Below are 13859 nucleotides of genomic sequence, written 5' to 3'. Positions count from 1 at the left end.
CTAGACAAAGTATACAGGCCTGGTGGATGGACCATCCGGCAAGTCATCCATCACTGTGCAGACAGTCATATGAACAGCTTTATACGGTTCAAGCTAGCGCTTACAGAGGATAATCCTCAAATAAAATCTTATCATGAGGATTTATGGGCACAAGGAGCTGACTACACGGAAGTTTCGGTATACAGTTCTATTTTAATTTTGGAAGGACTTCATGTAAGATGGGTCAAACTACTTGAGTCTATGAAAACTAAAGATTATAAAAAATCATTTTACCATCCCGAAATGAAAAAAGAAGTGCGCTTAGATAGAAATCTGGCCCTATATTCCTGGCACTGCAAGCACCATCTTGGTCATATCAAGTTGGTTTCCAATAGAAAAAAACCAATCCATAAAAAAGCTATTGGAATTTGATCGGTTTGGAATTAGTTTCAAGCTATGATTAAATTAATAGAGTGCCCTCGAGATGCCATGCAGGGAATGGAGGGGTTTATAGATACCGCCATCAAAGCCGCTTACATCAATCAGTTGTTGGAAGTTGGATTTGACACCATAGACTTTGGGAGTTTTGTAAGTCCAAAAGCCATCCCCCAGATGCGTGATACAGCAGAAGTACTTTCCTTGTTGGATCTGCATCGTTCCAAATCCAAATTACTCGCCATTATTGCCAATACCAGAGGGGCTGAGGATGCCTTAAATTTTGATGAAATAGATTATTTGGGTTTCCCACTCTCTGTTTCTGAAACCTTTCAAAAAAGAAATACCAATAGGTCCATAGCAGAAGCACTTCAGACTGTTGAGGAAACTCAAAACCTATGTGAAGTAAAAGGCAAAACCTTAGTGACCTACCTGAGTATGGGGTTTGGCAACCCTTACAACGATCCCTATTCACCGGATTTGGTCGCAGAATTTGTGAAAAAACTAGATGAAATAGGAATTAAAATTATTTCATTTGCTGATACGATTGGTTCTGCCATCCCTTCTTTAGTTGCTGAATTGTACCAAATCAATGCTGAAGCTTATCCTCAAATTGAATTTGGGCTCCATTTACACAGCAGACCAGACGATCTCCATTTAAAAATTGAGTCTGCCCTTCAGGCGGGATGCCGCCGCTTTGACGGTGCCCTGCGGGGATTTGGAGGCTGCCCCATGGCCAAAGATGAGTTGGTAGGGAATGTAGCCACAGAATCCCTGATCAAGATTTTAGAAAAAAATGGATGGGATACAAACATTGATAAAACAGAATTCGAAGAGGCTATGAAGTTGGCCCAAGTAGTATTTCACTGATCAAGTCTGAAATCTTACCGTTAAAAGCAATTTTCTCTTACTCATGAAAGATAAGTCTATCTTTGGGCTTTAAATCGTATGCGCAGAATTTCTAAAATAGCCAATCAAACAAGAATCCATAGAAGAATACACAAATGGTTTAGCATACCATTTGTTCTTTTTTTGATCATCATTGGGGTTACAGCCATTTTGCTTGCCTGGAAAAAAGAAATGAAATTGATTCCAAAAACCCAAAAAACCAAGGTGGAAAATCCTGTGGATTGGATAGCCCTGGAGCAGGTTCTGGAAATTGGAAGCGCATATATGAGGGATAGTTTGGAAAAATCCCATGAAATAGACCGCTTGGATATCCGTCCCGATAAAGGGATAATAAAAATTGTTTTCAAATACCATTTTACAGAGGTACAGGTAGATGGGTTTTCTGGAGAAATTCTCTCCGTCAGCCAACGGAATTCGGACCTTATCGAAAAGATCCATGATGGCAGCATCCTGGATTTTATCATAAAATCTGATGCTGAAAATAGCAAATTGATCTATTCTACCTTGACTTCTCTGGCTTTGATCATTCTTGGCTTTTCGGGTTTTTACCTTTGGTACAACCCCAGAAAAATCAAAAGCATCAAAAAAAGAGGTTACTCTTAGTACTTTCCATCCCTGGTCCAGGAATTTTCAGCGTTTAAAAGTAACCTCAAAAGCCTAAGCTTTTTTGTCCGTGGTTCATTCAAATTTTACACTCAATACAGGGATATCCGACTTGAACAAAACTGTATCGGTTACGCCTACCTGATAGGAGGACTTCAGCTTTCGATTAGAAGAAGCTACACCGATAAATCCAATTTTATTACTTTCTGCATATTCTATGATACCTGACTCAGCTTCTTGATGATTATAAATATGTTTGTGAATTACCAAGTCTTCCAATCCTTTGGCAAAGCTGTCCATTTTCTTGAGGGCTTCCCCACTATTGGTAAATCCATTTGGGGTGTTGACAAAAAGAAAATGAACAGAGGTTTGGAAATCTTTTATAAACGATTTCATTTTCATGAACGCCGGCCTGGAATCCTCATTAAACATGGAAGCAAAAGCCATTTTCCTGAAATGGTTGCCATTCATCACCTTTTTAACGGCTAATACCGGACAATCGGCAAAACGAAGTACCTTTTGTATGTTCGACCCTACAAATTTTTCATTGGTATGCCCTTTACCATAGGCCCCAATAACAATCAGGTCAGCCTTCTGCTTAAGGGCCAATGCCACAATCTCTTCGTGTGGAACCCCTACCTCTACAATACTTTCAACGGGCACACCTCCAAGTTTGTGATCCATCACATAAGCTTTCAATTTGTCTTTGGATTCTGCCTCCAAATCCAAAATACTCTGATGACCTTGACGCTTTTCAGCACTTAAATTCTTCCAATCCAAATTGGTACTGACCACATTGACACAAGTAATGGTACTATTGGTCTTGTCTGCGATTTTAAGTGCGGTTAAAAAAGCATTGTCAGCATAAGATGAGAAGTCAATAGGAACAATAATACGTTTCATAGTAAGGGGTTAATTTGGTTTTCTGATACCTAAATGTCCGAAATTCATTGCATTTAAACCCTGATCAAAGTCATGTATATCCCTGATTATTGCTACGCTTCTTTTTATGTATAGGTATTAACTTTGAATTGAATCAAAAATAAAACCCATTATGACACTAAAAGGAAAGAACGCCATCATTACAGGAGGATCTGGAGGAATAGGTCTTGCGACAGCCAAATTATTCTTAGAAGAAGGAGTGGAAGGTATTCTCTTGGTTGATCTTAGTGAGGAAAATTTAAAAGAGGCTAAAGAAAATTTGGCCAGTGACAAAGTACATACTTTTAAAGCTGATGTAAGCCAATCAAAGGAAGTGAAAGCATATACAGATAAGGCAATGGCATTATTTGGACAGTTAGATATTTTGTTTTTAAATGCAGGAACAGAAGGAGTGGTAAAACCACTTACAGAATATTCAGAAGAAGAGTTTGACCTGGTCATGAATGTCAATGTAAAAGGTGTCTGGTTGGGTATGAAATATGCCTTCCCATATATGAAGGAAAACGGCGGGTCTGTTATCATTACATCTTCAGTAGCAGGTCTGACAGGTACGGCGAAGATGATTGCTTATACTACCAGCAAACATGCTACAATTGGCACCATGAGGGTTGCCGCTAAGGAGGGAGCTCCTTTTCAGATCCGTGTGAATACAATACATCCCTCACCAGTAGACAACCGGATGATGCGTTCCCTGGAGGATCAGTTTGCTCCCGGAGCAGGGGCTGAGGTTAAAAAGGGCTTTGAAAGTATGATCCCATTGGGAAGATATGCAGTGAATGAAGATATCGCACAGATGGCTTCCTTTCTTGCCTCTGACAAAAGTAAATTCATTATAGGTGCCGTCCATGTAGTGGACGGTGGTTTTAGTGCTTAATTAATAGGTTTGGTATTGAAAAGGGCCGGGTATTTTATCCGGCCTTTTTCTATTGTAACTTTTATCACTAAATTAGTGCAGGCCTTAAATTTACTTTTAAAAAAAAATAATTCATGGAATTAGAAGCACTAAAACTTAAGCTCCCCAATATCACAGATCCCAATTTACTGAATGCACTTTTAGAATATGGCCATATCCATGAATTCCCCGCAGGGAAGATAATTACCGAACCGGGACAATTTATAAAAATGGTCCCTATTGTGCTGGAAGGAGCAATTAAAATCCTCAGAATGGATGAAGATGGCAAGGAATTATTCCTATATTATCTGGAACCTGGAGAAACCTGCGCCCTTTCCCTGACTTGTTGCTCTGCTTCAAGACCCAGCGAAATCAAAGCTGTTGCTGAAGAAAAGACAGTTATTTTAGGTCTGCCCATAGATAAGCACGAACAATTTTCAGACAAATACAAACAGTGGAAAGACTTCGTCTCTATGACTTACCAATCCAGGTTTCAGGAAATGTTAGTAGCCCTTGATGCTGTTGCATTCAAAAGAATGGACGAACGCCTTATGCGATACATCGTCACCAAAATGAAACAATACAAAGCGAATGAACTCCACATCACCCATCAGGAAATAGCCAACGAACTTGGTACTTCCAGAGAAGTGATCTCCAGATTATTGAAGCAATTAGAGAAGAAGAAGTGGATTGAATTGGGTCGGAATGTCATATATATCCGAGATGATTTTGAGGAATTGATCAGTGCCTAAGGTCTAACAGTGATAGATTAGTAACCGTCACCCTGAGTGAAGCGAAAGCCTGCCCCGATCTTTTCGGGGGGTCTCCCAAAATAAGGGGGGATGCTTCACTACGTACCATTGACAGAAATGTACGTCACTCTGACGAAGGAAGGGTCTCCCAAAATAAGGGGGGATGCTTCGACTCCGCAAACTCCGCTACCATTGACAGGTTACTGGAACCGTCACCCTGAGTGAAGCGAAAGCCTGCCCCTATCTTTTCGGGGGGTCTCCCAAAATAAGGGGGTATGCTTCACTACGTACCATTGACAGAAATGTACGTCACTCTGACGAAGGAAGAGTCTCCCAAAATAAGGGGGGATGCTTCGACTCCGCAAGCTCCGCTCAGCATGACGTTTCAATAACTGTAAATGCCAAATTATAAAACCTAAGTATGATGAGAAAAGAAGGATTGCAAATCCTTTGTATCGCTCTTCGGGATTACAAATCCCAAAGAGCAAGCAAAAAAAATGCCGCCCAAAAGACGGCATTTTTTGCTTTGATCAGATGTCAATCAATCAAAAAATCATACCGCTGCGGGCATAATATTGTATTTCTTCTTTAAATCATGCACCAAGCCTGTGGAGAAATCGAATACCCAAGCATGTAACCTGATTTCCTCTCCCCTGGCAATGGCCTTTTTGTAAACAGAAGTCTGCTTGATATTCTCAATCTGCTCCAGTACATTCAATTCCACCAGTTTATTGATTCTATCATTTTCATCCTCAATGGCTTCCAGTTCAGCCTTATAATGACGGATCACATCCTTGATAGTAGCCAGCCAGTTATCAATCAGCCCATTGGTCTTGTTTTCATAAGCTGCTTTGATACCACCACAACCGTAATGTCCATATACGATGATATCATGAATGCCCAGGCTCTCCACAGCATACTGCATCACAGAGAGAAAATTAAGATCCGTATGGGATACTACATTGGCGATATTTCTGTGGATGAAAAGTTCACCCAGGTCAATCCCCAGTACTTTGGAAGGGGAAACCCGACTGTCGGAACAACCAACCAATAAGGCCTTGGGATGCTGTCCTTCTTTCAGCGTATCGAAATATCCCTTTTGGGAATTCAGCATGGTGGAAGCCCATTCTTTATTGAATTCAAGATATTTATCTAAATCTAACTTACACATAATGATCAATTGGTTTGAGTGGCATAGGGTGAATATTTATCTAATAATTCCAGGTCAATGTCCTTATCATAAGCAGATACTGCAGAATTATCATCCAAGAATACATGGTCTGCCCCTACGCATTCCAAAATACCCCATCGATTCAACACATCTCTTACAGGACCTTTGATACTGCTCATGCAGACATCAATACCCGATTTCCTCCAGGCAAGAATCCATTCATTGAGGGCATGGGCGCCTGTACTGTCAATATTGGTAACACTTTCCATATTGAATACAATCATATTGACTTTGTCCTTTTTAGAGGCAATCCACTTATCCAATTTGCCTTTGATAAATTCTATGTTGGCAAAATATATCGGACCATCAATTCTTACCATCAATAACTCATCCCTTTCTTCCAAATCTTTGAACCTATTTACATTTCGGAAAATATTCGTACCCGGGACCCTGCCCAATCGGGCCATATGCGGCCTGGAAGCACGGTAAATAACCACAATCAAGGATAAAACCATACCAGCTATAATTCCTGTTTCAATGCCCAAAGTCAGTGTAATCACAAAAGTCGCGATCAACATAGCAAAGTCTGATTTGTCCTTGTGCCAGAGGTGGATAGGCTCCTTGTAATCAATCAAACCTGATACTGCGACCAACACAACCGCTGCAAGAATTGCACTTGGCAGATTATAGAACAAGCCTGTAAAAAACAATAAAGTCAAAACTATCAATATCGCACTGAAGATGGAAGCCAGTCCAGTTTTCGCGCCTGCATCATTGTTAACAGCTGTCCTGGAAAAACCTCCTGTCACCGGATAACCTCTGAAAAAGGCTGCACCAAAATTGGCCATACCCAAGCCTATCAATTCCTGATTGGCATCCAACTTGTAATTTTTATGCTTGGACTGAATGGTTTTGGCAACCGCAAAACTCTCCGCAAAACCCACCAGGGAGATGGTCAATGCAATGGGAAGCAAAGTATTCCAAATTTCCATATCGAATGAAGGAGAAGACAAGGTCGGCAATCCACTGGGCACCTCCCCTACAATCTTCACTCCTTGCTCCGTTAGATCAAAACCAGAAACCAGTGCAATCCCAACAATCACCGCCACCAAAGGTGCAGGAAAACTCTTGTGTATTTTCTTACCGTATTTAATTATGATGATCCCTATAACGCCAATTCCAAAGGTCAGCCAGTGTATATCCCCTATATTCTGGGCAATGGCTACTACCATTTCCTGAATATGTTCTGAATTGGGCAAATTGATCCTAAAAAGGTGCTTAATTTGGCTCAGACCAATAATGATCGCCGCTGCAGAAGTAAATCCGCTGATCACAGGATGAGATAGGAAATTGACCACGAAGCCAAGCCTTAGGATTCCCATTCCAAATTGGATCAGGCCAACCAAAAAGGCTAAGGACAAGGCGTATAATAAGTATTGTTCGGGTGAATCTGCATTCAAGCTGGCAATCCCTGCTGCTGTCAACAAAGAAACCATGGCCACAGGACCCACCGCAAGCTGCCTGGATGTTCCAAAAATAGCATATAATAACAAAGGAACTGTCACCGCATAAAGCCCGTGTATAGGTTCCAGCCCAGCTAACATGGCATAAGCCATTCCCTGTGGGATCAACATGATACCTACCGTCAGTCCTGCTGACAGGTCTCCATGGATATCTGATTTTTTGTAATTCGGCAACCATTCCAGAATGGGCAGATAGCCCTTGATGGTATTGGCAATGCTTTTATTCATGATGTGAATCTTCTCTTAATTAGAATTAAAACCGGAAAGTCATTTGACCTCTCCAATACATCAACAAAAGTCCCAACTTTCATCAGTAATGTTGGTGATGTTTGTTACATGTTAGCAAGAGGTAAAATAAAGAATTGAAATGAACCGCTATTGTGAAGTTTAGATTAAGCCATTTTTATGTTTCTGTCAATTCATACTGACTTAGATGGAGATCCGAAATTCATTTTTCAAATTCGAAATCAATTAATTGGATCCATGAAAAAAAAAATCCATTCTTACTGATTGCTATCTTTATTTTTGTGGTCCATGCTTCGAACTGCTTGGCCCAAAACCGAAGGAATAATAAAAGTTTTATAGAAACAATCAGCTTTGGTTCTTGCAATAAACATGAGCTACCACAACCTCTTTGGAATCCTATTATGGCGGAAAACCCCAATGTCTGGATCTGGCTTGGCGACATCGTGTATGGGGATACGCATGACATGGATCTATTGGAAGAAAAGTACACCCTTCAAAAGGATATTTTAGATTACAGAAGACTAAGATTAAACACTTCCGTGATTGGCATTTGGGATGACCATGATTATGGAATCAATGACGGAGGAAAATATTTTGTTCAAAAAGCGGCATCGCAAGAGCGACTGTTGGATTTTTTAGATGAACCTGAAGACAGTCCCCGCCGAAAGCAGGAAGGTGCTTATGCAAGTTATTCATATGGCATAGTAAACAATTCGGTAAAAGTGATCCTTTTGGATACCCGTTTCCACAGGGATACCCTATTTAAAGAAGATAGAAAATACCTTCCCAATTTGGAAGGAAGTATGCTTGGTGAAGTGCAATGGGCTTGGCTGGAAAAAGAACTTCAAAACAGTACCGCAAGAATAAATATCATCGCTTCAGGTATTCAGGTCATTCCCACTGAGCATCCCTTTGAAAAATGGTCCAATTTTCCCAAAGAAAGAGAGCACCTACTCAATCTGATCTCCAGTTCTAAAGCCAAAAATCCTGTATTGATTAGCGGGGATAGACATATTGCTGAAATTTCATTGCTCAAAGACCAAAGATTTCCCAATGGATTGTATGAAATTACATCTTCCGGGCTTACCCATACCTGGCCCAGTTACCGGGAAGAATATAACCCTTACCGGATCGGTAACCTTATCGCATCCCTACATTATGGCACAGTGAATTTTGATTGGGATAATGAGTGGATGACTTATTATATCAAAGGCGAAAAAGCACAGATTTATTTGGAGCAAAAGATACCCATTAGGTAAACAGAATCCTCTCAGGAATTCTGCCCCAAAATCAATACATCCTGTATTTATCCCGCATAGTCTTATATGCTGCCAAATCCTGCTGCCAGCTTGCACGTATCTCCTGCTCTGATTTGCCTGATAGGATATCTTTTCTCAACTGATCTGTTCCAGCCAATTTATCAAAGAAATTATTGAAAAACTTCTCCTTTTTCCCTGACAATGAATAAGCCCGAAGCAGATATTTGAGCGTAAACTGATGGTCCAAATCTGTATTTCTAAGGTCTTCACCATAACATAACTTATCTTGTTGGGGCGGATTCTTGGACATCCCTACAATACTAACCGGGGTAAAGGTAAAATCTCCAAATTTCGAATCAGGGTAACCATAGACCTGAAAGGGAAAATAAGTCCCCCTCCCCAAGGAAACATCCGTACCCTCAAAATAACACAAAGTTGGATAAAGCCTGATGGACACGTCGTTTGGAAGATTGGGGGATGGCTTTACCGGCAGACTGTAATGCATACTATGGTCCCAATTTTTTACCGCAATCACCTGAATTGGCGCTTGGACACCACCTTTTAGCCACCCTTCCCCATTGATCATACGGGCGAGTTCACCCACCGTGAGGCCATGCACCACCGGAATGGGATGCATGCCCACAAAGCTTTCAAGACCTTTTTTCAATACCGGTCCATCCACATAATTTCCATTGGGATTGGGCCTGTCCAAAATCAACAAAGGCATATTGTTTTCCGCACAACTTTCCATCACATAATGCATGGTACTGATATAGGTATAAAACCTCACCCCTACATCTTGTAAGTCATAGATCAGTATATCAATATCTTTCAAAGATTCCTTTGCGGGCTTTTTATTGTCTCCGTATAGGGAAACAATCGGTAAACCTGTGGCTTGATCCACTTCTGACTTAATTGCCTCTCCTGCATCTGCATCACCCCTAAAGCCATGTTCCGGAACAAATACTTTCTTTACATCAATGCCTTCCATCATGAGGAAATCCACCAAGTGCATATTGTTGCTTTGGGTCAAAATAGAGGTTTGGTTCACTACCAGACCCACCCGCTTCCCTTCCAACAAAGGCAAGTAATTTTCAGGTTGATCTGCTGCGGGCAAGATGTCAGTTTGAGTTTCACCCTTCTTTTCATCCCCATTTTTTGTGGGATTTTTACAAAAAGCCAAGGATGTCATTAAAAAACTGAAAAGAATGATCAATTTGAGTGACTTCATAGTTATTTTGCGCAAGTTTTCCACCAAATTAAGAAATTCCTTGAACCTTTCTTATTTCATTGCCAAAAGAATCAGTTTCAAAAGGACAGGTGGTTTCACAGGAACCATCCACCGCATTGCTGTGGCTTCAGTGGCCATAGGAATTGCCATTTCCCTGATTTCCTTTATGATTCTGGGAGGCTTTCAAAATGAAATATCCAATAAAGTATTTTCATTCACAGGACATTTTCAGGTGATGCGCTTTATGTCAGGAAATGCTTTTGAAGAATCTCCTACCAGCAAAAAATCGGACTTTTATCAGGATTACCAAAATCAGAACAATATTGCGCATGTTCAGGCCTTTGCCCATAAGGCCGGTCTGCTTAAGGGAGATAATGAGGTGGAAGGGGTACTGATGAAAGGAGTGGGCCCTGATTTTGATTCCTTGGCATTTAAAACCTCCATTAAAAAGGGTAGATTTATTCAGTTTTCCGATGAAGGAGCCAGCAATGAAGTACTCCTCAGTACTAAAATTGCCAATACGCTGCTCTTGGATGTGGGAGACCGGGTGACCATGTATTTTGTGCAGGATCCTCCCCGATTCCGAAGACTGGAGATAGTGGGACTATATGAAACTTTCCTGGAGAATTTTGATGATAAAATCATCATTGGAGATATTCAGACCATCCGTAACCTGAACGGTTGGACTGAAGATCAGGTTGGAGGCTTTGAAGTATTTATTAATAATCCCAAAAACCTTGAGCTATATGTGGATCCACTATATGATATCTTGGATTATGACCTTAAATTGGTCAAAGTCACGGATAAATACATGGAGATTTTTGATTGGCTACAGTTACTCAATAACAATGTATACATTTTTTTGAGTCTGATTCTTTTTGTGGCAGCATTCAACATGGTTTCCATCCTCTTTATCCTGATCATGGAAAGAACACAGATGATCGGTATATTGAAATCTCTTGGGACAAGAAACAGTCAGATCCGGCGAATTTTTGTTTGGAATGGGGTGAGGATCATTGGACGAGGGTTACTGATAGGTAATGCCATTGCTTTAGGGTTTGGCTTCTTTCAGGATAGATTTCACCTTATTCCACTGGATCCGGAAAACTATTATATGAGCTTTGTACCCATCTTTTGGAATTGGCCTGTTTTTATAATCATGAATGTGCTGGTGCTTACTGTGACCTCCATGGTACTTTTTATCCCCGCAATGGTAATCAGCAATATTCAGCCCATTAAGGCGATACGCTTTGATTAGGGCGATAACGCACAAATAAACTTTTGAACTTCATATAAATCACCCCAAAAACGGCTTCACGGAAAATATGGGTACTCATTTTAGAAGTCCCTTTTGTCCTATCTGTAAAAATAATGGGCACTTCCACGATCTTAAATCCAAGTTTCCAAGCCGTAAACTTCATCTCAATCTGGAAAGCATAACCGATAAAGCGAATCTTATCCAGATTAATGGCCTCCAAAACCCTTCGATGGTAGCATTTGAACCCTGCTGTGGCATCCTTAATGGGCATACCTGTAATAAATTGCACATACTTGCTGGCAAAAAAAGACATAAGTACCCTACCCATTGGCCAATTGACTACATTTACTCCGGTTATATAGCGGGAACCTATGGCCATATCATTTCCTTCTTCAGCACAGGCTTTGTATAACCGAATTAGGTCTGTTGGATTATGGGAAAAGTCTGCATCCATTTCGAATATATATTGATAAGTATTCAAAAGCCCATAACGAAAACCCTCAATATAGGCAGTGCCAAGCCCTTGTTTGCCTTTTCTTTGGAGCAGATGGAGTCGATCGGGAAACTCCTTTTTCAATACTTTGACTTTATCAGCTGTACCATCTGGTGATTGGTCATCAATGACCAACAATTCAAAGTCGCCCTGCAATACCATCACGGAACGCACCATGTCCTCGATGTTTTCGATTTCATTGTAAGTAGGTATGATGACGAGCTTTTCTTTTTTCATAAAAACCAAAAAGCAAAAATAGGATTAATCATATGGAAATACAGACCAAAAATCAAAAAATCACAAAATTGCATTATCATTGCGTGAAAAACAGACCGGAAATCATGAAAATTGCAGTCATTACCTATGATAATAAAGGAGCATATGCTTCCAATGAAGTGAATGAAGATGTCATGTTGGAAAAAATGCTCAAAGAGTTGGGTTTGGACTTTTCCTTTGAAATCTGGTCTGATCCCCAGGTCATTTGGCAAGAATATGCGCTTTTATTGATCAAATCCCCTTGGGATTATTTTGACCGCTACGGTGAATTCAAAGCCTGGTGTAAAAAAATACAGGAATTCGGCATTCCCAGCCTCAACTCCATAGACACCATACTCTGGAATTCGGACAAATGGTACCTCAGGGAGATCCAGGAAAAGGGTTTCCCCATCGTTCCCACTCAGTATTTGAAAAAAAAGGAACCTCTTCATTTAGAGAGCTATTTTAAGGAGTTCAATACAGATACTCTTGTCATCAAGCCCACCGTAAGCGGTGGTTCCAAAAATACGCTTAAATTGGACCTTCAAAATTGGCAGGAGCATGGAGTTAGCATTCAGACCTGGCTAGAGGAAGAGGATTTTATGGTACAGCCATTCGTGGAAGAGGTAGCCAAAACAGGAGAGTATTCCTATCTATTTTTCAATGGAAAATTTTCGCATGCCGTCTTGAAAAGCCCCAAAAAAGGAGAATTCCGCGTGCAGCATTTTTTTGGAGGGGAAATCCACCCAATCACTCCGAAAGAAAAGGAATTAAACTACATACAGCAAATCGTAGATACCTTTGCTGCCGACACCCTTTATGCCCGTGTAGACGGGGTATGGACCGAGGGGGTTTTCTACCTGATGGAACTGGAGTTGATTGAGCCCTATCTTTTCCTGTTTATTTCAGAAGAAGCTCAGGAAAACTACAAAAAGGCCATTGAGGCGCAAGTGAGCAAACTGATCTAAACTTGAGTCACCCTGAGTTTTTAAAATTTGACATTTACAGAGAATGGAATGACATCACTTAATACGTCATCCTGATCCGCCACAGGCGGAGAAGGATCTCCTCTATTTTGGGAGACTCCCCGAAAAAAGGATCGGGGCAGGCTTTCCCTTCGTCAGAGTGACGCACATTTCTGTCAATGGTAGCGGAGATTGCGGAGTGTAACCATCCCCTCTTATTTTGGGAGACCCTCCGAAAAGATCGGGGCAGGCTTTCGCTTCACTACCATTTTCAGGACGAGACAAGAGATCCTTCCCCGAATTGGGAAAGTGACCTATAAAACAACTTATCCCATGCATAGTGGATAGATTGGCGACACCAAGCCTTTTTTAAAACCAGACAGTTGGTTCTTGCAAAACTAAATGTACTATGTCTGGGGCTGAAAAAAATCCGCCACATAGACATAGAAAAAATAGCAGGGGAGCAGCAAACCTTTATTTTTAAAATCAACCGGTTGATACAGTGGAAGCTATGTGTGCTATCTTCTCCTATGTGGTTAAAAAAATTCTTCCACAAATGTCCCTCTGCGGTAGAGAGGGATGAAGCTTCAATAACTGTCATTTCTTCTTCTGAACATTTTCCTAAATATTAAATTCTCAGCGTGACTATTCCGGTAATCTGTCATTGGTAGTTTTTAAAATTTGACATTTACAGAAAGGTAATGACAGTTATTGAAACGTCATGCTGAGCGGAGCTTGCGGAGTCGAAGCATTGTCTCGTCCTGAAAATGGTTGACACTTTTATTGTTCAAATATAGTTAGTGTTTCAATTTCTAAGAAGTTTTGGATAACTTACAATACCACGATGAAGCGGAGGCAAGCTCTGCTGAGGAGCAACTTGCCAAGGAATAGTCGATTGGTCCGATAGCGTTGCTATTTTCAGGCCGGATCTTTTCAGATTCGGTCT

General features: G+C 40.8%; 13 protein-coding genes. 8 read left to right on the top strand and 5 right to left on the bottom strand.

Annotated elements, in window-relative coordinates; genetic code table 11:
* The 3 genes from QZT73_RS08975 to QZT73_RS08965 all read left to right on the top strand — a co-directional run.
* A partial coding sequence (locus QZT73_RS08975; RefSeq protein ID WP_291787714.1) for a YfiT family bacillithiol transferase occupies nt 1-411 on the top strand: 411 nt, incomplete at its 5' end.
* Nucleotides 412-435: 24 nt separating this feature from the next.
* Nucleotides 436-1284: a hydroxymethylglutaryl-CoA lyase gene (locus QZT73_RS08970; RefSeq protein WP_291784125.1), complete on the top strand. Its 849-nt coding sequence runs from the start codon at nt 436-438 to the stop codon at nt 1282-1284.
* A 78-nt stretch (nt 1285-1362) separates the two neighbouring features.
* A complete protein-coding gene (locus QZT73_RS08965; RefSeq protein ID WP_291784123.1) occupies nt 1363-1926 on the top strand; it encodes a PepSY-associated TM helix domain-containing protein in 564 nt (187 codons plus the stop codon).
* A 75-nt stretch (nt 1927-2001) separates the two neighbouring features.
* Here QZT73_RS08965 and QZT73_RS08960 read toward each other — a convergent pair whose 3' ends face one another.
* Nucleotides 2002-2829 (bottom strand): universal stress protein, encoded by an 828-nt coding sequence (locus tag QZT73_RS08960; RefSeq protein ID WP_291784121.1) that lies wholly within the window; start codon nt 2827-2829, stop codon nt 2002-2004.
* A gap of 151 nt (nt 2830-2980) precedes the next feature.
* On the opposite strand from QZT73_RS08960, the gene QZT73_RS08955 reads away from it, so the two are divergent.
* On the top strand, nt 2981-3742 hold the full coding sequence (locus tag QZT73_RS08955) for an SDR family oxidoreductase (RefSeq protein WP_291787711.1): 762 nt from the start codon (nt 2981-2983) through the stop codon (nt 3740-3742).
* A gap of 113 nt (nt 3743-3855) precedes the next feature.
* A complete protein-coding gene (locus QZT73_RS08950; RefSeq protein ID WP_291784118.1) occupies nt 3856-4512 on the top strand; it encodes a Crp/Fnr family transcriptional regulator in 657 nt (218 codons plus the stop codon).
* A 553-nt stretch (nt 4513-5065) separates the two neighbouring features.
* On the opposite strand, the gene QZT73_RS08945 is transcribed toward QZT73_RS08950, so the two are convergent.
* Nucleotides 5066-5683, bottom strand: a complete 618-nt coding sequence (locus QZT73_RS08945; protein WP_291784116.1) for a carbonic anhydrase — start codon at nt 5681-5683, stop codon at nt 5066-5068.
* Between the two features lie 5 nt (nt 5684-5688).
* The gene (locus QZT73_RS08940) at nt 5689-7434 is read right to left on the bottom strand and encodes a solute carrier family 26 protein (protein ID WP_291787709.1); all 1746 of its coding nucleotides are present in this window, start codon (nt 7432-7434) and stop codon (nt 5689-5691) included.
* A 419-nt stretch (nt 7435-7853) separates the two neighbouring features.
* On the opposite strand from QZT73_RS08940, the gene QZT73_RS08935 reads away from it, so the two are divergent.
* Complete coding sequence (locus QZT73_RS08935) at nt 7854-8711, top strand: alkaline phosphatase D family protein (RefSeq protein WP_291787707.1); 858 nt, start codon at nt 7854-7856, stop codon at nt 8709-8711.
* Nucleotides 8712-8742: 31 nt separating this feature from the next.
* Here QZT73_RS08935 and QZT73_RS08930 read toward each other — a convergent pair whose 3' ends face one another.
* The gene (locus tag QZT73_RS08930) at nt 8743-9942 is read right to left on the bottom strand and encodes a DUF1343 domain-containing protein (RefSeq protein ID WP_291785106.1); all 1200 of its coding nucleotides are present in this window, start codon (nt 9940-9942) and stop codon (nt 8743-8745) included.
* A 40-nt stretch (nt 9943-9982) separates the two neighbouring features.
* Between QZT73_RS08930 and QZT73_RS08925 the strand changes: the two genes are divergently transcribed.
* Complete coding sequence (locus QZT73_RS08925) at nt 9983-11200, top strand: ABC transporter permease (protein WP_291785112.1); 1218 nt, start codon at nt 9983-9985, stop codon at nt 11198-11200.
* Here QZT73_RS08925 and QZT73_RS08920 read toward each other — a convergent pair.
* On the bottom strand, nt 11178-11930 hold the full coding sequence (locus tag QZT73_RS08920) for a polyprenol monophosphomannose synthase (RefSeq protein ID WP_291787705.1): 753 nt from the start codon (nt 11928-11930) through the stop codon (nt 11178-11180). The two genes, QZT73_RS08925 and QZT73_RS08920, sit on opposite strands and share 23 nt — an antisense overlap.
* An 83-nt stretch (nt 11931-12013) precedes the next feature.
* Here QZT73_RS08920 and QZT73_RS08915 point away from each other — a divergent pair, with 83 nt between their 5' ends.
* Nucleotides 12014-12916, top strand: a complete 903-nt coding sequence (locus QZT73_RS08915) for a glutathione synthetase (RefSeq protein WP_291787703.1) — start codon at nt 12014-12016, stop codon at nt 12914-12916.
* Nucleotides 12917-13859: the final 943 nt, after the last annotated feature.

It is taken from the genome of Cecembia sp. (assembly GCF_007126775.1).
GTDB lineage: Bacteria > Bacteroidota > Bacteroidia > Cytophagales > Cyclobacteriaceae > Cecembia.
The sequence above is the reverse complement of the archived record's forward strand: the minus strand, read 5'-3'. Positions and strand labels throughout refer to the sequence as shown.